Annotated in this window: 16 protein-coding genes and 1 pseudogene; 9 read left to right on the top strand and 8 right to left on the bottom strand. The window is 70.7% G+C overall.

Going from position 1 to position 19,971, the window contains the following annotated elements:
- Positions 1–6: 6 nt before the first annotated feature.
- Positions 7–1,854, bottom strand: a complete 1,848-nt coding sequence (locus ACP4E5_RS04465) for an AMP-dependent synthetase/ligase (RefSeq protein WP_425825388.1) — start codon at positions 1,852–1,854, stop codon at positions 7–9.
- Between the two features lie 140 nt (positions 1,855–1,994).
- The gene (locus tag ACP4E5_RS04460) at positions 1,995–2,630 is read right to left on the bottom strand and encodes a TetR/AcrR family transcriptional regulator (protein ID WP_425825387.1); all 636 of its coding nucleotides are present in this window, start codon (positions 2,628–2,630) and stop codon (positions 1,995–1,997) included.
- 211 nt (positions 2,631–2,841) lie between these two features.
- Here ACP4E5_RS04460 and ACP4E5_RS04455 point away from each other — a divergent pair, with 211 nt between their 5' ends.
- The 7 genes and pseudogenes from ACP4E5_RS04455 (at position 2,842) to ACP4E5_RS04425 (ending at position 10,381) form a co-directional block, all read left to right on the top strand.
- Positions 2,842–5,136: a molybdopterin cofactor-binding domain-containing protein gene (locus ACP4E5_RS04455; protein WP_425825386.1), complete on the top strand. Its 2,295-nt coding sequence runs from the start codon at positions 2,842–2,844 to the stop codon at positions 5,134–5,136.
- Positions 5,137–5,163: 27 nt separating this feature from the next.
- Positions 5,164–5,640 (top strand): (2Fe-2S)-binding protein, encoded by a 477-nt coding sequence (locus ACP4E5_RS04450; protein WP_399236995.1) that lies wholly within the window; start codon positions 5,164–5,166, stop codon positions 5,638–5,640.
- A gap of 81 nt (positions 5,641–5,721) precedes the next feature.
- Positions 5,722–5,841 (top strand): annotated as a pseudogene (locus ACP4E5_RS04445) (LuxR C-terminal-related transcriptional regulator); the annotation flags it as partial.
- Between the two features lie 174 nt (positions 5,842–6,015).
- The gene (locus ACP4E5_RS04440) at positions 6,016–6,855 is read left to right on the top strand and encodes an ABC transporter ATP-binding protein (protein WP_425841077.1); all 840 of its coding nucleotides are present in this window, start codon (positions 6,016–6,018) and stop codon (positions 6,853–6,855) included.
- A gap of 4 nt (positions 6,856–6,859) precedes the next feature.
- The gene (locus tag ACP4E5_RS04435; RefSeq protein ID WP_425825385.1) at positions 6,860–8,197 is read left to right on the top strand and encodes an ABC transporter permease; all 1,338 of its coding nucleotides are present in this window, start codon (positions 6,860–6,862) and stop codon (positions 8,195–8,197) included.
- A gap of 181 nt (positions 8,198–8,378) precedes the next feature.
- Entirely contained in the window at positions 8,379–9,659 is a 1,281-nt protein-coding gene (locus ACP4E5_RS04430; RefSeq protein ID WP_425825384.1) for a sensor histidine kinase, read from the top strand.
- 71 nt (positions 9,660–9,730) lie between these two features.
- Positions 9,731–10,381: a LuxR C-terminal-related transcriptional regulator gene (locus tag ACP4E5_RS04425; RefSeq protein ID WP_425825383.1), complete on the top strand. Its 651-nt coding sequence runs from the start codon at positions 9,731–9,733 to the stop codon at positions 10,379–10,381.
- Between the two features lie 34 nt (positions 10,382–10,415).
- On the opposite strand, the gene ACP4E5_RS04420 is transcribed toward ACP4E5_RS04425, so the two are convergent.
- The 5 genes from ACP4E5_RS04420 to ACP4E5_RS04400 are packed head-to-tail and all read right to left on the bottom strand — an operon-like array spanning position 10,416 to position 15,920.
- Positions 10,416–12,776: a glycoside hydrolase family 31 protein gene (locus tag ACP4E5_RS04420; protein WP_425825382.1), complete on the bottom strand. Its 2,361-nt coding sequence runs from the start codon at positions 12,774–12,776 to the stop codon at positions 10,416–10,418.
- Positions 12,773–13,681, bottom strand: coding sequence for a carbohydrate ABC transporter permease (locus tag ACP4E5_RS04415; RefSeq protein WP_425825381.1), 909 nt, complete (start codon positions 13,679–13,681; stop codon positions 12,773–12,775). Before ACP4E5_RS04415 ends, ACP4E5_RS04420 begins: the two co-directional genes overlap by 4 nt.
- Positions 13,678–14,598: a carbohydrate ABC transporter permease gene (locus ACP4E5_RS04410; protein WP_425825380.1), complete on the bottom strand. Its 921-nt coding sequence runs from the start codon at positions 14,596–14,598 to the stop codon at positions 13,678–13,680. The genes ACP4E5_RS04415 and ACP4E5_RS04410 overlap by 4 nt, the downstream gene beginning before the upstream one ends.
- A 10-nt stretch (positions 14,599–14,608) precedes the next feature.
- On the bottom strand, positions 14,609–14,881 hold the full coding sequence (locus ACP4E5_RS04405) for a hypothetical protein (RefSeq protein WP_425825379.1): 273 nt from the start codon (positions 14,879–14,881) through the stop codon (positions 14,609–14,611).
- A 28-nt stretch (positions 14,882–14,909) separates the two neighbouring features.
- On the bottom strand, positions 14,910–15,920 hold the full coding sequence (locus ACP4E5_RS04400) for an ABC transporter substrate-binding protein (RefSeq protein ID WP_425825378.1): 1,011 nt from the start codon (positions 15,918–15,920) through the stop codon (positions 14,910–14,912).
- 219 nt (positions 15,921–16,139) lie between these two features.
- Between ACP4E5_RS04400 and ACP4E5_RS04395 the strand changes: the two genes are divergently transcribed.
- Both ACP4E5_RS04395 and ACP4E5_RS04390 read left to right on the top strand, forming a co-directional pair.
- On the top strand, positions 16,140–17,156 hold the full coding sequence (locus tag ACP4E5_RS04395; RefSeq protein ID WP_425825377.1) for a LacI family DNA-binding transcriptional regulator: 1,017 nt from the start codon (positions 16,140–16,142) through the stop codon (positions 17,154–17,156).
- 160 nt (positions 17,157–17,316) lie between these two features.
- Positions 17,317–19,146 (top strand): glycoside hydrolase family 2 protein, encoded by a 1,830-nt coding sequence (locus ACP4E5_RS04390; protein ID WP_425825376.1) that lies wholly within the window; start codon positions 17,317–17,319, stop codon positions 19,144–19,146.
- Here ACP4E5_RS04390 and ACP4E5_RS04385 read toward each other — a convergent pair.
- Positions 19,131–19,841 (bottom strand): AAA family ATPase, encoded by a 711-nt coding sequence (locus ACP4E5_RS04385; protein WP_425825375.1) that lies wholly within the window; start codon positions 19,839–19,841, stop codon positions 19,131–19,133. The two genes, ACP4E5_RS04390 and ACP4E5_RS04385, sit on opposite strands and share 16 nt — an antisense overlap.
- Positions 19,842–19,971: the final 130 nt, after the last annotated feature.

Here is a 19,971-nt window from a genome sequence, read left to right as displayed (position 1 = left end):
GAGCGGCTACCCCTTGTACCCGTCGGTGGCGTCCACCGACGCGTACAGCGACTCGATGGTCGCCGCGTGCAGGTCGTCGATGGCGCGGCGGCGCAGGCTCAGCTTGGGCGTCAGCTCGCCGGTCTCCGTCGTCCACGGCCCGGCGACGACCTGGTACCGCTTGACCTGCTCCACCCGCGACAGCACGGCATTGGCCTCTTCGACCGCGGTGTCGATCGCCGCCAACACCTCGGGGTGCACGGCGAGTTCGCCGAGCTCGGTCGTGTCGAGGCCGGCTGCGCGGGCCCAGGCGGGGGCCGCCTCCTCGTCGAGGACGAGCAGCGCGGTGACATAGCGGCGCCGGTCGCCGATCGCGACGGCCTGGCCGATCAACGGGTGTGCGCGCAGCAGGGATTCGATCTTCGTCGGGGCGATGTTCTTGCCGCCGGCGGTGATGATGAGTTCCTTCTTGCGGTCCGTGACGGTGACGATGCCACGGGAGTCGACGTTTCCGACGTCCCCGGTGGGCATCCAGCCCTCGGCGTCCGTGCCGGACGCGATCCCGCCGTCCGCCTGGAGGTACCCGGAGAAGACGACCGGGCCGCGGACGAAGAGCTCGCCGTCCTTGGCCTCCCTGACCTCGATACCGGGACCCGGACGGCCCACCGAGCCGAGGGCGAACACGTCGGGCGTGCTGACCGTGGCCGCGCCCGTGGTCTCGCTCAGGCCCCACACCTCGTACACCGGCAGGCCCACGCTCGCCAGGAACTCCAGGACGGCCGTGGGGATCGGCGCGGCGCCGCTGAACGCCCGCAGGCAGTCGTCGAAGCCGATCGCGGCGCGCAGCGGACGCAGCGCCGCCTCGTCCAATTTCTGTAGCTGCTCCGCCAGTTCGGGTGGTACGTCCTTCCCGGCGGAGCGCAGCCGGAAGATTTCGAGCGCCGTCTTCTGAGCCTGCGCGAGGGCCGTCGCCTGCTGCTCGGGGAGCGCGGCGAGCTGGGCGCGCAGGCCGGTGGTGAGCTTCTCCCACACCCGCGGCACACCGAAGAAGCCGTGCGGGCGCACCTTCTGGAGCGCGGGCAGCAGCTGGTCGGGGGAGGGGCAGATGGTGACATGGCCGGCGCTGCAGATCGGCATGTAGATCCCGAGGACCCGCTCCGCGATGTGCGCCATCGGCAGGTACGCGACCGAGCGCGGGTGCGGCGGCAGCGGCACCAACTGCTCCTGCATGACGGACTCGTGGATGACGTTGCGGTGCGAGAGCACCACGCCCTTGGGGTCGCCCGTGGTACCCGAGGTGTAGACGAGGGCCAGCGGCTGGTCCGTCATCGCGGCGTCGGTGAGTGACTCGAAGGCCGCGTCGTCGGGCGGCAGCGCGTCCCGAACGGCCGCGTAGCCGACGAACCGCGGGTCGTCGGCGGGCGCGGCCGACGGGTCGAGGACGACGACGGCGCGCAGCCCCGGCAGGTCGTCGATGACGGGCGCCCAGCGCCGCACCTGCTCCGCTCCCTCCAGGACCAGCACGGTGGCGGCGCTGTGCCGGGCGATGACCCCGATCTGCTCGGTGCTCAGGGTGTCGTACGTGCTGCACGGCAACGCGCCGATGTGGGCGGCGGCCAGGTCGGTGACCCAGTGCTCGGCCCGCTTCGACATCGCGATGAGCAGGCGATCGCCCCGGGCCAGGCCGAGTTGGGCGAGGCCACGGGTCAGCGCGGCGGTCTCGGTGCGCAGTTGGGCCCAGGTCAGGGTGTCCGCGTCCGGTCCGATGCCGGTGGTGAGGGCGGGCCGGTCCCCGAACTCCTGGGCGTTGCGGCGCAATAGTTTGGTGATCGTCAGCCCGTCGACGGACTGGCGTAGCGGCTCTGTTGACGTCACGGCGGCTCCCGGGAACGTACGACGTGGAACGTGCGGGGTGGGGCGGACTGTGCGTGAGCGGTGCCCACCGTGGACCGCTATTGGCGCTGTGTCAATAAGTCGCGTAGCCGTAACCGGAAACCGCATGGGAAGACAAGGGCCTACGCGGGCGGCCCCAGCATCGGCACCAGGAACCGCCGGGCCACCTCGCGCATCCGCTCGTCGTCGTCCAGGTCGATGACACGGCTCGGCACGACCAGGAACGACGTGCAGACGCGCACCATCATGTCGGCCACAACCTCCACGTCCACCCCGGCGGCGACCTGTCCCGCCCGCTGCTCCTCGCGCAGCCGCGCGGCGACGAACCGCTGCACCACGTCGTGCGTACGCCCTCCGTCGGTGGTCATCGACGGCACCACCGAATCCGGCTCGACCGCCATCAGCCCGCCGATGAGCGGGTTGTGGCGGATGGCGCGCAGCGAGCTCACGAAGCCCAGGACGACGCGGTCGGCGACCGTGTCCGCGCCCCGGATCTCGCTCGCGAACCGCTCGAAGTAGCCCCGGAACTCCCGCCGTACGACGTGCTCGACCAGCGCCTCCTTCGTGTCGAACCGGCGGTAGACGGTGATCCGGGAGACGCCCGCGAGCCGCGCCACGTCGGCCATCGTCGAGCGCTTGATGCCCACGCGGCAGAACTGCTCGTAGGCGGCGTCGAGCAGTCGGACGGTCACGTCGTCCGTGTCATCGGTCTCGATGGCGGATTCACTGAAGGCCAGCTCCAGCACGTTCGGTTCCACAGGTGCCTCCCTGATTGCGTGAAGCCTCTGGCCTTCGTGCGACGTCTGTGCTCCCCTGTGGTACTGATACAGGGATGCTCAACGTGTTTCACCGTACCAAGGCAACTGCCTGTCAGGCGGGGCCCACTTGGATCGTGCTCCCTTTCCTGGCCGAGGGGCAGCCGATCGCCATCGACCTTCCGGATGCGAACAGGCCGGAGTGAGAGGGAACATGCGCAGACGACAGTTGCTCGGCTATGTACTGGCGGCGCCAACGCTGGTGGCCGCGGCCGAACTCGTACCGGCGAGGGAAGCGGCGGCCGACGGCGCCGCGGCGACGGAAGCGACGGGGGCGGGAGGTCTGCCGTCCCTCGACGTCACGGACGTCGTCGACCTCAACGACGCCCTGACCCTGGCGGCCGCGCCGACATCGGCGCTCATCACGGTGCAGGTGAACAAGGACGGCACGGTGTCCTTCGCGCTGCCCCGCGCGGAGGTCGGCCAGGGCATCACGACCTCGACGGCGATGCTGATCGCGGAGGAGATGGACGTCCCCCTCGACCGGGTGCACGTCACGCTCGCCGACGCCCGCCCCGAGCTCCTCTTCAACCAGCTCACCGGCGCCTCCAACACGACGATCGCCACCTACACCCCGGTGCGGGTGGCCGCCGCCATCGCGCGCGGCAGGCTCCTCGACGCCGCGGCCATCGAGCTCGGGGCGCTGGTCAGCGAGTTGAAGGTCAAGGCAGGCGTCGTCTTCGGCCCGCTGGGCAAGAGCGTCGGCATCGGAGAACTGGCGGAGAAGGCCGCCGCCGGCAGCACGCAGCGGGCCACGGCGCGGCTTAAGTCCGCCGGGGACTTCACCGTCATCGGCACACCGCAGGGCCGCGTCGACGCCCGCGACGCCGTCACCGGGCGCAAGAAGTTCGCCATGGACCTCGCCGTGCCGGACGCGCTGCCCACCATGGTGTGCCGCGCACCCACCATCAACGGCAAGGTCGGCTCGGTGGCCAACCTCGACGCGGTGCGGGCCATGCCCGGTGTCACCGACGCCGAGGTCGTCTCCACCGGCGTCGCCGTGCGGGCCCGCACCTTCGGCCAGTGCATCGACGCCGTACGCGCCCTGGAGGTGTCATGGCGGGGCGGCACGGCGGAGGGCAAATCCGACGACACGGTCCTCGCCGAACTGAAGAAGGCCGAACCCTCCATGGGGCTCCCGTCGTTGAGCCGCACCGTGGAGGAGACGTTCACCTTCCACTTCCGCGGCAACAGCGCACTGGAGCCCAACTGCGCGATAGCCGACGTCCGTTCCGGCAAGGCGGAGATCTGGGGCGGCCTGAAGTCACCGATCGTCGCGAAGCAGACGATCGCGGCCCGCCTGGGCCTCCCGGTCGGCGCCGTCACCGTCCATGTCACAGAGAGCGGCGGCTCGTTCGGCCGCAAGCTGTTCTTCGACGCGGCCCTCGAAGCCGCCGAGATCTCCCAGAAGATGGGCAAGCCCGTCCGGCTCATGTGGCACCGCGCCGACGACGCACGACAGGGCCGCGCCCACCCGATGGCCACCTCGCGCGTACGCGCCGCGTACTCCGGCGACAAGGTGCTCAGCTACAAGCAGCGGCACACCAGCGTCGCCACCGACCTCACCATGGGCTTCGGCGAGGCACTCACCTCTGTCGCCGCGAAACTGCCGGTCGCCGACCTCGCCTTCTCCGAGACGTTCTTCCAGCTGTCGCAGTCGATGCCGTACGAGTTCGGGGCCTACAGCCGGGTCCTCAACGAGACGGACAAGGGCTTCAACACCGGGAGCATGCGCAACGTCTACTCGCCCGATGTGACCTGCGCCCGCGAACTCATCGTGGACCGGCTCGCCGCGAAGATGGGCAAGGACCCGCTCGCGTTCCGCCGGGACTTCCTGCACGACGACCGGGCCCGCGCCGTCCTCGACAAGGTCGCCGAGGTCGGCCGGTGGGGGAGGAGTCTCCCGGACGGTGTGGCGCAAGGCGTGGCCGTGCACAGCGAGTACCACGCCGTCAACGCGGTCCTCGTCGAGATCGACTGCCGCCCCGAGACGGTCAATCGGCCGATCCGCGACGGCGTCACGGGTCCCCGGGTCACCAAGGCGGTGTGCGCGGTCGACGTGGGCCTCGCGGTGAACCCCCGCGGCCTGGAGGCCCAGATGATGGGTTGCCTCATGGACGGCATCGCGCAGACCCTGACGTCGAGCCTGCACCTGAAGGACGGCCACTTCCTGGAAGCGAGCTGGGACAACTACCTCTACACGCGCCAGTGGAACACCCCGCCCGAACTCGACATCATCGTCATGCCGAGCACGAGCGAAAAGCCTGGCGGGGCAGGGGAGTTGGGCGTCGCGGCGTCCATGGCCGCGGTGGCGTGCGCGTACGGGAGGGCGACCGGCACGACGCCGACGACGTTCCCCATCAACCACGACACCCTCTCCTTCACCCCGAAGCCGACCGTCCCGCCGGTCCCGCAGTCGCCGACCGACGGCCGCGACCACGCCATCTGACCCACCGCCGAACCAGGAGAACAACCCGTGCCCAAGCACACTTTTCGCGTCAACGGCGAGCAGGTGACGGTCGACGTGGAGGACGACGTACGCCTGCTGTGGGTGCTGCGCGACATCCTGGGCGTCACAGGACCCAAGTACGGCTGTGGCATCAACGTCTGCAAGGCCTGCACGAGCCACCTCAACGGCAAGGCCGTCAACCCCTGCTCGATCCCCGTGAAGGAGCTGGCCTCCGACGACGAGGTGACGACCATCGAGGGTCTCGCCGACACGGTGGACGCCGACCTGCACCCGATGCAGCAGGCCTGGCTCGACCAGGACGTCGCCCAGTGCGGCTACTGCCAGCCCGGCCAGATCATGGCCGCGGTGGCGGTGGTCCGCCGGGCGAAGGAGGAGGGCCGCGCGATCACCGACGCGGACCTCGACGGCATCCGGAACGTGTGCCGGTGCGGCACGTACTTCCGCATCCGGGAGGCGATCCGGGAAGGGGCGAAGGGAATGTGAGGGCGGAAGGGGATGTGAGCGGTGAGGGCGCTCGGACGCCGGGAGCCCGAGCGTTCAGCCCGCCCCGCCGTCGAGCAGCCGGCCGAGCGGCTGCGTATCAGCGTCGGAACCGTCAAGGCGCACACCGGGAGCCTGTTCGCCAAGTTGGGGGTCGAGAACCGGGTGCAGATCGCCCTCCTGGTCCGCGACGCCGAGCACTGACAGCGACTGCGGCGACGTCAGCCGGGCCTTGCCAGGGAAACCCCAGCCCCGAGGTGTAGAAAACTCCACCCCTCCGACGGGCACTGCGCCCCATGTGCCCGCATCCGTCGGTCCATAGCGTCGTAGGCGGGGCGCAGTCGGTGCCCCACCGTGATGGACGTGGAGGTACCGACGATGTTCGGTCGTACGAGTCGTGCGCACAGGAAGGCCCGACCGGCACGCAGCCCGGAGGCACTACGGCTCGACCGGGTGCGCAAGGTGTACGGGACCGACGAGGCCGCGGTGACCGCGCTCGACGAGGTGTCCCTGAGCCTGCCCGCCGGGAGTTTCACCGCGGTCATGGGGCCTTCCGGCTCCGGGAAGTCGACCCTGCTGCAATGCGCGGCGGGGCTCGACCGGCCCGATGGCGGGACCGTCATGGTCGATGGGGAAGAGCTGACCGGTGGCGGCGAAGCGGCGCTGACCAAGTTCCGGCGCACCCGCATCGGGTTCGTGTTCCAGCAGTACAACCTGCTGGACACCCTCACCGTGGAGCAGAACACGAGCCTGCCGCTGCGGCTTGCCGGGCGGCGCGTCGACCGGCCGCGGGTGCGTGAGGCCCTGGCGCAGGTGGGGCTCGCGGAGCGGCTCGCACACCGGCCCGCCGAACTGTCCGGAGGCCAGCGACAGCGCGTCGCGATCGCCCGCGCCCTGGTCGCCGAGCCGGCCGTGGTCTTCGCCGACGAGCCGACCGGCGCGCTCGACACACACAGCGCGCGGGAGGTCCTCACCCTGCTTCAGGAGGCGGCGCGACTGCACGGCCGCACCGTCGTGATGGTCACGCACGACCCGGTGGCCGCCTCGTACGCCGACGCCGTGCTGTTCCTCGCGGACGGACGACTCATAGGACGTCTCGACGCGCCGAGCGTGGACGCCGTGGCCGAACGACTCGCGCATCTCGGCGACCGTACGAAGGCCACCGCGACAGTCACCGCGACGGTCAACTCCGCGACGCACACCGCGATGGAGGTGTGAGCGCATGTTCTCCCTGGCACTACGGTCCGTGCGGCACCACCCCGGACGCTTCGGCGCGACACTGCTCTCCGCCTTCCTCGGCGCCGTGATCGTCATGTCCTTCGACTCGCTCTACGACACCGCCGCCCAGGCCGGCGTCGACGACACCAGCGCCGAGTCCCTGACCACGGCCGCGAGCGTCGTCGGCGGGTACGGCACGCTCCTCGTGTTCTTCGCGATCGCCTCCACGCTGACCGTGAACGTACGCCAGCGCGCCGCGGAACTGTCCCTGCTCCGCAGCTGCGGCGCCACGCCCGCGCAGATCAAACGCATGGTCGTCGGCGAGGCCGCCCTCATCGGCGTCGCCGCGTCCCTGCTGGCCATCGGGCCCGCGATGCTCGGCGGACGCACGCTGGTGGGTGCCTTCCAGGACACGGGGCAGGTCGCGGACGGCGTCGACGCGGTCTTCGGGCCGGTCGCCGCGGGAAGCGGCGCCGCGGTGACGGTACTGGCGTCGGCCGGCGCAGCGTTCCTCGCGGTGCGCCGCGCGACCCGGCAGCAGGCCGGTGTGCGACGGCCGCGCGGGCGTCTGCGCACCATCGGCGGGACGGCGGCGCTCGTCCTCGGCGTCTGCTCGGCGAGCTCCACCTTCGCCTTCGACGCGACGGATCCGGCGCTGATGGCGGCCCCGGCCTATGGTGCGATCCTGATCTCCGTCGGCCTCGCCACGTTCGCCCCCGCGCTGCTGCGCGCCGTGCTGTCCGTGCTCGCCTGGCCGCTGGCCGCGCTGACCGGCGCGAGCGGGTATCTGACGGTCCTCAACCTGCGGCAGCGCGCCGGGGAGCTCTCCGCCGTGCTGATGCCGCTGATCCTGTTCATCGGCGTGGCGACGGCGACGATCTCCATGCAGGCCGTGGAGAACGACGCGATCGCGTCCTCCGGCCTCGCGCGCACCGTCGGCGACAAGAATCTCGCCACGCTCAACCTGATCGTCGTCGGCATCATCGTCGCCTTCGCCTGCATCATGCTGATCAACAGCCTGTACGCGGCGACCGTCCACCGGCGCCGCGAGTTCGGCGGCCAGCGGCTCGCGGGTGCGACGCCGCGCCAGGTCCTCACGATGGTCGGCGCGGAGAGCGCGGTCCTGGTGAGCACCGGTGTGGTGGCCGGGACGGTCGCGGCGGTCGCCGGGCTCGTACCGTTCACCGTGGTGCGCGCCGACGGGGTGCTGCCGGGGCAGGGACCGTGGATCTGGCTGGCCACCGTGGCGGTCGCCGTCGCGGCGACGCTCGGCACCGGCCTTGTCACGACGCGGCGGGTGCTGCGCGCTCCGGCGGTCGAGGCGGTGGCCGTTGCCGCCTGAGGCCCGGGAGCGGGACCGGCATAATCGGAGCGCAACGGGCCTGCGGGGCGGCGGACGGATCACCGACATCACCGACATGCGCGACACACGGATCGCACGGATCGCACGGAGCGCAGGGATCGCACGGATCGGACGGGACGCACGGATGGCACGGAGCCGACGGGATGTACGGGACGTACGGATGGCACGGATCAAGGTAGCGGCCCTCGCCGGAGCCCGCGGCCTCGCCCTGGCCGTGCTGTCGCTCGCCGGTTCCCTCACCCTGCTGGTGACGTGCGTCGTCTCGATCGTGTGCATCGTGGCCGGCGTCGGCCTGTTCACCACCCCGCCGCTGCTGCGGCTCGTCCGCTCCCACGGCGACGTACGGCGTACGCTCGCGGCACGCTGGTCCGGCGTGACCATCCCGCCCGCCGCGTACCGGGCTCAGCCGCGCGCCCCGTGGCCCGGCCTGCTCGGGCAACCGGCCCTGTGTCCCGGGCTGCTGCGCGACCCGGCGACCTGGCGGGACCTGCGCTGGCTGGCCGCCGACATGCTCGCCGGTTTCGCCACCGCGCTGCTGCCCGCCGCGCTCGTCGTGTACCCGATCGAGGGCTACGCGGTCGCGGCAGGGCTCTGGCGGGCCCTCGGTGGGGGAGCGTGGTGGTACGGCTTCATCCCGGTCACCGGTCAGGTCACCGCGCTGGCCGCCGCCGTGCTCGCCACGCTCATCGCCGTCGTCGGCTACTACGCGGCGGAGCCCATGCTCCGCGTCCACTTCACGCTCACCCGGTGGCTGCTCGCCCCGCGCGGCGCCGAGCTGCGGCACCGCGTCGAGGAACTCGCCCGGACCCGGCACGACGCGGTCGACGCCTCCGCCGCTGAACTGCGCCGCATCGAACGCGACTTGCACGACGGCGCGCAGGCCCGGCTCGTCGCCATGGGCATGCGCCTCGGCACGGTCGACGCGCTCATGGAAAGCGACCCGGCGACGGCCCGCACCCTCCTCGCCCAGGCCCGCGCCGACTCCGTCCGGGCCCTGGAGGAACTGCGCGAACTCGTCCGTGGCATCTACCCGCCCGTCCTCGCCGAACGCGGCCTCGCCGACGCGATCCGCGCGCTGGCCCTGAGGATGCCCGTCCCCGTCGAGCCCCGGACCGACCTGCCCGGCCGCGCCGAGGCCGCCGTCGAATCCGCCGCGTACTTCGCGACGAGCGAGGCGCTGACGAACGCCGCCAAGCACGCCGACGCCTCCCTCGTCCGCCTCGAACTCATCCACCGGCACGGCGTCCTGCGCATCGACGTCACCGACGACGGCCGCGGCGGCGCCGACCCCGACGGCTCAGGACTGCGCGGCATCGCACGCCGCCTCGACGCCTTCGACGGCACCCTCACCGTGCACAGCCCCGCCGGCGGCCCCACCAGCGTCACGATGGAGATCCCGTGCGTACTGCTCCCGCCGGGTCCGCCGGGTAGCGTGGCGTGAGCGGATGGCGTGAGTCGATGGCGTGAGTCGATTGCCGAGATCAGTTTGCAGAGAGCCCCACGGGAGCCAGCGTGCGCGTAGTGATCGCCGAAGACCTCTTCCTGCTGCGCGACGGACTCGTCCGCATGCTGGAGGCGTTCGGCTTCGAGGTCCTCGCCGCGGTGGACAACGGCCCCGACCTCGCCAGGGCGCTCCAGGAACCGAACCTGGAGGTCGCCGTCGTCGACGTCCGGCTCCCGCCGACCCAGACCGACGAGGGCCTGCGGTGCGCCCTCGACGCCCGCCGCGCCCGCCCCGGCCTGCCGATCCTGGTCCTGTCCCAGCACGTCGAGCAGCTGTACGCGCGTGAGCTCCTGGCCGACGGCAAGGGCGGCACCGGCTACCTGCTCAAGGACCGCGTGTTCGACGCCGCGCAGTTCGTCGACGCCGTGCGCCGCGTCGCCGCGGGCGGCACCGCGATGGACCCCGAGGTCATCTCCCAGCTCCTGGCCCGCAGTTCGACCCGCGACCGCGCCGTGAACCGCCTCACGCCGCGGGAGACCGAGGTCCTGGAACTGATGGCTCAGGGCCGCTCCAACGCCGCGATCGCCGAGAAACTCGTCGTCACGGAGCGCGCGGTGACCAAGCACACCGCCAACATCTTCCAACGCCTCGAACTGACCCCGTCGGACGACGACAACAGGCGGGTGCTCGCGGTGTTGGCGTATCTGGACCGGGGGTGAAGGGACACGCCGTCCCCCTTTGCCGTCGGCCTCGTCACCCCTCCCGAGCCGTCAGCTGCTCGACCACCGCGCCCAGCAGTCCCGCCGGAACCCGCAGCGCGTGCAGTGCCGAGATCTTCGACGTGAGCGGTCGGCCGGAGCTCACGATCCGCCACATCTCCAGCTTCGTCGGGTTGTCGAACTGGGCCGCGGTGAGGATGCGTTGGACCCGCTCGATCGTGCGGTCCGGGTGGAGCGGTGAGCCGAACTCCACCTGGACCGTGGTGTCGGCGGAGGCGGCCGCCTCGACCGTGACGCTGAACCGGCCCGGCCCGCCGCTGACATCGACCGGTTCGCCGTCGACGAGGACCGGGCCCGTGGGCAGGCTCGCCAGGAAGGTGACCGTCCAGGTGCGGGCGGCGGGGACGATGCCCTCGGGGCCGTCCGCCGGGCCGATGCGCAGGGTGCCGGAACCGGCGTTCCACTCCAGGGGCGTGGTGACCGTGCGCAGGTTCGTGCCGTCGCCCTGACCGTCGTCCTCGATCAGCGTGAACGTGCCGCTGTCCGAGGGCGCGACGAGCAGTTCCAGGTGCTCGGGGTTACGGGTGGCGTCCAGGTCGTCGGGACCGGCCAGCGGGAGGATGCCGCCGCCGCGCAGCAGGGCAGGTACCCCGTCGAGGCCGCGGTGCAGCTCGATGTGGCGGTCACCGTCGTACACCGTGCCGGTGAAGATGTCGGTCCACGTGCCGGGCGGCAGCCAGGCCGACGTGGAGGAGAGCAGTGTCACCTCGTCCCGGCGGGTGGTGATCGGCGCCACGATCAGCTCGCTGCCGAACGTGAACTGGTTGGGCACGTCGTACGCCTCGTCACGCTCCGGCGCCACGTGGTACATCGGGCGCACCAGGGGTGTGCCTGTCGCCGCGACGTGGTTCATGGTGTGCAGGTACGGCACGAGCCGGTGCCGGAAGCGCAGGGCCTCGCCCATCGCCTGCCGGGGCTCGGACGGGAACTGCCACGGCTCCTTGCGGATGAACGGATTGTTCGCCGAGTGCAGGCGGAGGACGGGGGAGAAGACCCCCAACTGGAGCCAACGCGTGGCCAGTTCGTCGTCCCGCACCCCGCGCGTGTGCCCACCGATGTCGTGACTCCACCAGCTGTAGCCGATGTTGGCGGACGAAGCGGTGAACTCCGGCTGGAAGGCGAGGGATTCCCAGGACACGACTGTGTCGCCGGAGAAGCCGACGCCGTAGCGCTGGCTGCCGGGACCGGCGTAGCGGGAGAAAGCCATCGGGCGGCGGCCCTCGCGGCCGGAGTCGAGGAAGTGGAAGTGGTTCAGCAGCCAGAGCGGGTCCACGTCCGGGATGCGTGACGTACTGCCCTGCTGCCAGTCGATCCACCAGAAGTCGACGCCCTGGTCCTCCAGCGGGTGGTGCAGGAGGCGGAAGTAGGCGTCGAGGAACGTCCGGTCCGTGAGGTCGAAGGGGATCGTCGCGTCCGAGGCGGGATCGACACCGACCGCCCGCGCCACCGCCGGGTACGCGTCCTCGAACGGGCGGACCCCGTCGGCGGGGTGCAGATTCAGGGTGGTCCGCAGCCCGCGGCGGTGCAGCGCGCCCAGGAAGGCCTCCGGGTCCGGGACGAGTTTGCGCTCCCACGAGTAGCCCGTCCAGCCGGTGCCGTACCGCGGCGGCACGGAATCGACGCGATGCCAGTCCATGTCGATCACGGCGACGGAGAACGGCAACTGCTCGGCGTCGAAGCGGTCGAACAACTCCAGGTACTCGCCGGCGGTGTACGCGTGGTAGCGGCTCCACCAGTTGCCCAGCGCCCAGCGCGGCAGCACCGGCGGGGGCCCCGACAGCGCGTACAGCGCCCGGACCGCCTCGCCGTAGTCGTGGCCGTACGCGAAGACGTACAGGTCGAGGCGGCCGGGCTCGCGCGATGCCACCCATCCCTCGTCGTCGAAGAGGAACGACGCCGAGTCGTCGACGACGGCGATCCCGTCGCGGGCGGCGACACCGTCCTCCAGGGGGATACGGCCGTCCGCGTCGTCGAGGGTGCGGGCCGTGCCGCCCAGGTTGTCCGGGCGCCGCTCCCCGAACCGCCAGCGGCCACCGGACGGGGACGTGACGACCAGGCCGTTGGCGCTGAACTCCCGCCGGTCGTAAAGGAGATGGAGGCGGCTCGTGGACACCTCCAGTGCGTCGTCGCTCTCGCGGACGGTGAACTCCGGTGTCGGCAGGTCGCGGTGGAGGGCGAAGCTCGACGCGCGGTCCTCGAACCCGCCGTCCTCGGACCATTCGAGGCGGAGCAGCCCCTCGGCGAGCACGGTGACCCGCCAATGGTCACCGCGCAGCACGGACGCGTCCCGGGTGCGGGGGTGGTCAGGGATCCTGCTGAGCGGTGTCGCTGTCATTGCTTGACGGCCCCTTGAGTCAGTCCGCTGATCACCCAGCGCTGAGTGAACAGGTAGACGAGTACGGTCGGTGCCATCGCCATGAGGTACGAGGCGAAGGCGATGTTGTAGTTGGTGTCGAACTGGCTCTGGAAGATGTTCTGGAGGACCGGCAGTGGTTGCAGGCCGGGATCCGAGGTGATCAACGAGGGCAGCATGAAGTCGTTCCACGAGGCGAGGAACGCGAAGATGCCGACCGTTGCGTTCATCGGCCCGAGCAACGGCAGGATGATGCGCCGGAAGACCTGCCAGGTGCCGGCCCCGTCCATGCGCGCGCTCTCCTCCAGCTCCACAGGGATCGAGCGCAGAAACGCCGTGTACAGCAGCACGCTGAACGACAGTTGGAACACGATGTGCAGCAGGATGACGCCCACCGGGCTGTCGATGTGCAGCAGCGCGGTGAGCTTGATCTGCGGCAGGGCCACGACCGGGAACGGCAGGAACATCGCGCCGAGCAGATAGAAGAACGACCAGCGGAAGATTCTCCGGTCCCAGTTGCGGGCGATGGCGTACGCGGCGAGCGAGCTGAGCACCAGTGTGCCGAGGACCGAGCCGGCGGCCACCGCCACGGAGATCGTGAACGAGACGGGGAAGTGCGTCATGCGCCAGGCGTCGGCGAAGTTGCTCAGGTGGATCGGCCACGGCAGCGCGAAGGCGTCGCCGTCGGCCGCCTGCGAAGAGGTCTTCAGGGCCATGGAGACGGTGACGTACAGCGGGACGAGGACCGTGAGCGAGGCGATCACGAGCAGCAGGGTGACCGGCCGGTTGGTGGCCTCCCTGCCGCGGCGGCGGACACGGGCGACGGTCTGGCGGAGCGGCGGTGTGGGCCGTGCGGTGCGCTCGGACGGCGGGAGAGTGGTGGTCATGACAGCCGGAGCCCCCTTCCGCGGGTGGCCAGGAGTTGCAGCAATGACACCGCGACCGTGAGCACGAAGAAGATGGTGGCATTGGACATCTGGTAGGCGTAGTCGCCGTCCGAGTAGCCGGTGAAGATCTTCATGGCGATGCTGTTGGTCGCGGTGCCGGGCCCGCCGTCGGTGAGGCCCTTGATGACGTCGTAGGCGTTCAGATAGCCCTTGACGCCGAGGATCGAATTGATGACGACGTAACCGGAGACCAGCGGCAGCGTGATGGACCGGAACCGGCGCCACGCCGAGGCGCCGTCGATGGCGGCCGCCTCGTACAGCTCGCCGGGGATCGTCAGCAGACCGGCGATGTAGATGAGCAGCGCGCCAGGCAGTGTCTGCCACGCCGAGACGATCATGACGGCGATCCAGGCGAGGCCCGGATTGCCCAGGATGCTCTCCTCCAGCGGCCCGAACCCCACCGAAGTGGCAAGGGACGGAAGGGTGTTGGCGAAGAGGTAGCTGAAGACGTACGCGGCGACGATCCCGGAGATCATCATCGGGATGACGAAGATGCTCCGCAACGTCGTCAGGAACCGGACGCGGCTCGTCAGCCCGAGCGCGAGTGCCAGCGCGACGCTCTGCGCGAGTACCACGGACACCAGGGCGAGCCCGAGGGTGAACTTGTACGACTCCCAGATGGCCGGGTCGGAGAAGAGCGCCACATAGTTCGTCAGACCGGTGAACTGCCAGGTACCGAAGCCGACGTAGTCGGTGAAGCTGTAGAAGATTCCGACGACCGCGGGGCCCAGGACGAGGCCGGTGAACAGTATGAGCGTCGGCAGCAGGAACCAGTAGTAGATGGGTTCGACCCGGCGCCGGCCTCTGGTGGGTGGCGCGGCGGAGGCACCTCTTGGGAGGGGTGGAGGCACAGCCATGAGCTCTCTCCTACTTCGTCGAGGAACGGATCGCGAACCGCCGCCAGTCCGCGTCCAGTTGCCGCAGCGTCGCCTCGAAGTTCCCCGTGGCGATGGCGGTCTGGAGGTAGTTGCCCAAGGGGATCGACGGCGGGATGAACGTGCCCGCACCGAGATAGAAGGCAGCCGAGTCGACGTAGGGCTGCAGCCCTGAAAGCCGTGGATCCTTCGCCGCCGGGGCGTCCTTGGTGACTCCGTACGCGAGGTTGTCCCGGTTGTACGCGTCGATGATCTCGGGCCGCATCAGGAAGTCGACCAGCTCCTTGGCCTCCTCAGGGTGCTCCGCACCGGTCGGGATCCAGGGCGAGGTCGATGTTCACGCGCGCCTTGCGGTCGGCCGCCCGCTCCGTGACGGGCAGCGGAAAGGTCCCGATGTCCAGGTGCGGATCGACCGCGGCGATCTGCGTCAGCGCCCACGGGCCTTGCAGATACATGGCCGCGCGGCCCTTGCCGAAGGCGAGGTTCCCGTCCGGGTACGTGCGGGTGGCTGCGTCCCGGTTGAAGAACTTCGCGACGGTACGGGCCCGGTCCATGGCCTCCGCGAAGTCCTTCTGGAACGAGACGGGTGAGGACGGGCCGACGTCCGTGCCCTGCTCCTGCAACCTGCGGAAGAAGGACGCGGTGTCGACGAGCCCGCCGACGCAGTAGTCGAACAGGCCCTGCCAGACCGTCCATTCCTCCCTGCTCGTCGCGTAGATCGGCGTGACCTTCGCGGCCTGCAGCTCCTTGCAGACATCGACGAATTCGGACCACGTCGTCGGCACCGGGAGCCGGTACTTCGCGAAGATCTTCTTGTTGTAGATGACTCCTGCGGCGGCCAGCGAGTACGGCAGGACGCTGGTGCGGCCCGGGTACGTCGCGTACTGCTCGGCGAGCCGCGCGACGCTGCTGGTGACACGGCGGGCGGCGGGCCGGTCCGACACGTCGGAGAGCACGCCGCGCTCGATGTAGCGGGCCAGTTCCAGGTTGTTGTTGAAGCAGCCCACATCGGCGGGCCGGGCGCGGACGAACTGCGGCGCGATGGCATCCGTCGTGTCGTGCACCACCCGCACCCCGGGCCGGCTTCGCTCGAACTTTCCGAGCACCTTGTCGAAGTAGGCGATGACCTCCTGCTTCTGAAGGTAGAAGCGCATGGTGGTCCGTGACTGCCCGGCCGCGTCGCCCCCGCAGCCGGTGAGCCCGAGGGCGCCGAGCGCGGCCCCGGCCCCTGCCGCCGCGACGAAGCCGCGCCGGCTCGGACCACGGGCACCCCGGATCTCGGCTCGCTCTGATCCGATCGTCACCTCGTCGCCTCCTGAGAGTGAAGTCACGCGACCTCGGGGCGTGCGGGCCCGGAGGTGTGTGAGTTGAGTTACGAGCAGAGCGCGGCGAACTTACAGCGCTGTAAATTTGGGTGTCAACAGGTAGTGTTCGGCGCGCAGTCGGCGGAGCGTCGCACCAGGCGCGGACCCCGCGTCAGTCCACGTCCACGCGGACCCCGCGTCGGCCCACCAGGAGGCGAAGTGCCCAACGTCCGCCTGAGCGACGTCGCCCAGCACGCCGGCGTCTCGACGAAGACGGTCTCGAACGTCGTCCACGGCTATGTGCACGTACGCGAGAGCACGCGAGCCAAGGTGCAGCGCGCCATCGACGAACTGGGCTACCGGCCCAACCTGCGCGGCCGCAGCCTCGCCACCGGTCGCACCGGAATGATCGCGCTCGCCTTCCCCGACCTGCGCATCCCCTACTTCGCCGAACTCGCCCACGTCCTGTCGCTCGCGGCGGGCGAGCGCGGATACCGGCTGCTGCTCGAGGAGTCGGGCGACGCCCCGGAGGTCGAGCGCGCCATGCTGTCCGCACAGGAGGCGGGCGTGGTGGACGGCGTGCTCCTGCAGCCCTCGTGGCTGAACTCCACGGAGATCGCCCAGCACCGCCGAGGGGTCCCGGTCGTGCTCCTGGGGGAGAGCGCCGCGCCGCTCACCGTCGACCACGTACGGATAGACAACATCGCCGCCGCCGCGCAGGTCGTGGAGCACCTCGCCGCCCTGGGGCGCCGCCGCATCGCCTTCCTGTGCGCCGAGGAGTCGGCGCCGAGCGAGACATCGCGCCAGCGCCTCATCGGCTACCAACAAGGCCTGGAAACCTGCGGACTTCCGGTCGACACCTCCCTGATCGTCACCGGACGCGTGGCCGACGCGCACTCCGCCGCACAGGTCCTCGGGGCCGCGCTCGACGGCGGGATGGCGCCGGACGCCGTCTTCTGCCGGGACGACCTGGTCGCGCTGGGAGCGCTGCGCGCGCTCGGCGAGCGGGGGCTGCGGGTGCCGGAGGACGTCGCCGTCACCGGCTGGGACGACAGCACGCTCGCGTCTGCCGTGCGGCCGAGCCTGACCTGCGTACGGGCCGACGAGGCCGAACTCGCCCGGCGCGCGCTCGACTTGCTGATCGAGCGGATCGAGGGGTTCGACGGGCTCGGGCGGCACGAGTTCGTCGCCCACTCGCTGGTGGTGCGGGAGAGCGCGCCGCGGCCACCTGCCTGAACGGTGAGCGAGGTCGGTGGCCCGACAGTTCTCCTTTCCTCATTTACAGCGATGTAAATCGATGCTGAGATGAGCTCCGAGGACATCCGGTTCGGCGGCGCGTGGACGGCGTCGCACGGTGCTCCTCCAGCGCGCCCGTCACGACGACCCAGGAGAGTGCATGGACCAGGACCTTCCCCGCCCGGAGTACCCGCGCCCCGGCTTCGTCCGCACGGACTGGCTCAACCTGAACGGGCTGTGGCAGTTCGCCCGAGACCCCGGCGACAGCGGCCTCGAACGCGGCCTGGCCGAGGCCGAGTTGCCCGAGCGGATCACCGTCCCATTCTGCCCGGAGTCGGAGCTGTCCGGTATCGGTGACACGGACTTCCACGCCGCGGTCTGGTACCGGCGCACCGTGCGGGTGCCGGCGGATTGGGCCGGGCGCAGGACTGTGCTGCACTTCGGAGCCGTCGACCACGACGCGACGATCTGGGTGAACGGGCGTGAAGTGGCCCGGCACAGCGGCGGGTTCACCTCGTTCAGCGCCGACCTGGGCGATGCCGCGCGGCCCGGCGAGGACGCCACCATCGTCGTACGGGCCAGGGACGACGCCAAGGGTCCGCAGGCGCGCGGAAAGCAGTCCGACCGCTACGCCAACTACAGCTGCCTCTACACCCGGACGACGGGTATCTGGCAGACGGTGTGGATGGAACCGGTCGCCGACACCCACCTCGGCCGCCCCCGCATCACCCCCGACCTCGCAGCGGGCTGCTTCCACCTCGAACTCCCGCTGTCCGGGAGCCGCGCGGGCCACCACGTCCGCGCCCGGCTCACCGACGCGCAGGGCACCGTGACCGAGGCCTCGGTCGCCGCCCACCTCGACCTCGCGCCGCGCCTGGTGCTGCCCATCCCCGAGGAACGGCGCAGGAGTTGGTCGCCGCAGGACCCGCACCTGTACGAGATCCACCTCGACGTCGTCGACGCGTCCGGCGCCGTCGTCGACTCGGCGGTGTGCACGGCGGGCCTGCGCTCGGTCACCGTCGACGGCAAGCGGGTGCTGCTCAACGGCGAACCCGTCTTCCAGCGCCTCGTGCTCGACCAGGGCTGGTACCCCGACGGCCTGATGACGGCCCCCGACGACGCCGCGCTCGTCCGCGACATCGAACTCTCCCTCGCCGCCGGCTTCAACGGGGCCCGCCTGCACCAGAAGGTGTTCGAGGAGCGGTTCCTGCACCACGCCGACCGGCTCGGCTACCTGGTGTGGGGCGAGTTCGGCGACTGGGGCGCGAGCACGGGGCCCGTGAGCACGGACAATCAGCAGCCCACCAGCGGGTTCGTGGCGCAGTGGCTGGAGGCCGTCGAGCGCGACTACAACCACCCGTCGATCATCGGCTGGTGCCCGCTCAACGAGACACGTCAGCGACTCTCGGACCGGCGGAGCGTACTCGACGAGGTCACCCGCGCGATGTTCCTCGCCACCAAGGCCGCCGACACCACCCGCCCCGTCCTCGACGCCTCCGGCTACGCACACCGCGTACCGGAGACGGACATCTACGACTCGCACTGCTACGAGCAGAACCCGGAGGTGTTCGGCGAGCTGATGAGCGGCCTCGCCAAGGACGAGCCGTTCGTCAACCCGCAGGACGAGGCACCGGACGACACCTGGTCCGTCCCGTACCGCGGACAGCCCTACTTCTGCAGCGAGTTCGGCGGAATCTGGTGGAACCCCGACGAGGCGGAGGCGGTCGGCGAGGACCGCGACGTGTCGTGGGGTTACGGCCAACGCCCGCGCGACGAGGAGGAGTTCCACCACCGCTTCGCCGGACTCACCGGGGTGCTCCTCGACGACCCGGACATGTTCGGCTACTGCTACACGCAGCTCACCGACGTGTTCCAGGAGCAGAACGGCATCTACCGCTTCGACCGCTCCGAGAAGCTGGACGTGGCGCGCGTGCGCGCGGCGCAGGTGCGGCCCGCCGCCTGCGAGGGGGAACGTCAGTCGAGGACGTGACGTAGGTAGCTGTGCGGGTCGGCCAGATAGCGGCGCCAGTGGTCGACCAGCGTCAGCTCCTGCCAGGTGCTGCGCCGCATCCCGTGCTCGCCGAGCTCGAGGATGTCGGCGCCCGGCAGCGCCGTGAGGAGAGGGGAGTGGGTGGCGCAGACGACCTGGCCGCCCGCCTTCGTCAGCTCGGACATGTGGCCCAGCAGCTCCAGGCAGGACGTGAAGGAGAGCGCCGCCTCCGGCTCGTCGAGCACGTACAGGCCCGGTTGCAGGAACTTGCCGCGGAACGCGGCGAGGAAGCCCTCGCCGTGGCTGACCGTGTCCGGCGCGAAGCCCTCCCGGTCCAGCGCGTCGATCGCCGTCTCGGCGCGCAGGAAGAAGCCCTTGCGCGCCGACCAGTTGCCCAGCATGCGCCGACCGCGGGGCGCGGCGTCGAACCGTATGTGCTCGCCGAGCACCGACTTCCGCCGGTGCGACGCGTAGCGCCAGTCGTGCGAGCCACCCCAGGAATCCAGGCCGAACCCTTCCGCGAGCGCCTCGACCAGCGTCGACTTCCCCGAGCCGTTCTCCCCCACGAGGAACGTCACCGGCGCGGTGAAGCGCAGCCCCTCGGCGGTCAGCGTCCGTATGCACGGCACGGACCACGGCCACCGGTCCGCGCGGTCGGTCGGGACGACCGGCACATGGGCGCGCTCGACGATCATCGGGTGCGGGCCTTCGCAGTGCGCGTGCGGGTGGACGGTGTGTGCGGCATGGATCCATCATCACAGCCGCCACTGACAGTCGCCGCCTGCGCTTCAGTGGTGCGCGGCCCGCCGCCTGTGGGAGGGCGGG

The sequence above is a fragment of the Streptomyces fractus genome (assembly GCF_049844455.1).
Classification (GTDB): domain Bacteria; phylum Actinomycetota; class Actinomycetes; order Streptomycetales; family Streptomycetaceae; genus Streptomyces; species Streptomyces fractus.
The sequence above is the reverse complement of the archived record's forward strand: the minus strand, read 5'-3'. Positions and strand labels throughout refer to the sequence as shown.

Excerpts from the sequence above, each read along its gene's own strand:
- ACP4E5_RS04410 (WP_425825380.1), bottom strand. The coding sequence starts at position 14,598 with ATGGCTGTGCCTCCACCCCTCCCAAGAGGTGCCTCCGCCGCGCCACCC.
- ACP4E5_RS04385 (WP_425825375.1), bottom strand. The coding sequence starts at position 19,841 with ATGATCGTCGAGCGCGCCCATGTGCCGGTCGTCCCGACCGACCGCGCG.
- ACP4E5_RS04405 (WP_425825379.1), bottom strand. The coding sequence starts at position 14,881 with ATGCGGCCCGAGATCATCGACGCGTACAACCGGGACAACCTCGCGTAC.
- ACP4E5_RS04455 (WP_425825386.1), top strand. The coding sequence starts at position 2,842 with ATGCGCAGACGACAGTTGCTCGGCTATGTACTGGCGGCGCCAACGCTG.
- ACP4E5_RS04420 (WP_425825382.1), bottom strand. The coding sequence starts at position 12,776 with ATGACAGCGACACCGCTCAGCAGGATCCCTGACCACCCCCGCACCCGG.
- ACP4E5_RS04440 (WP_425841077.1), top strand. The coding sequence starts at position 6,016 with ATGTTCGGTCGTACGAGTCGTGCGCACAGGAAGGCCCGACCGGCACGC.
- ACP4E5_RS04415 (WP_425825381.1), bottom strand. The coding sequence starts at position 13,681 with ATGACCACCACTCTCCCGCCGTCCGAGCGCACCGCACGGCCCACACCG.
- ACP4E5_RS04390 (WP_425825376.1), top strand. The coding sequence starts at position 17,317 with ATGGACCAGGACCTTCCCCGCCCGGAGTACCCGCGCCCCGGCTTCGTC.
- ACP4E5_RS04430 (WP_425825384.1), top strand. The coding sequence starts at position 8,379 with ATGGCACGGATCAAGGTAGCGGCCCTCGCCGGAGCCCGCGGCCTCGCC.
- ACP4E5_RS04435 (WP_425825385.1), top strand. The coding sequence starts at position 6,860 with ATGTTCTCCCTGGCACTACGGTCCGTGCGGCACCACCCCGGACGCTTC.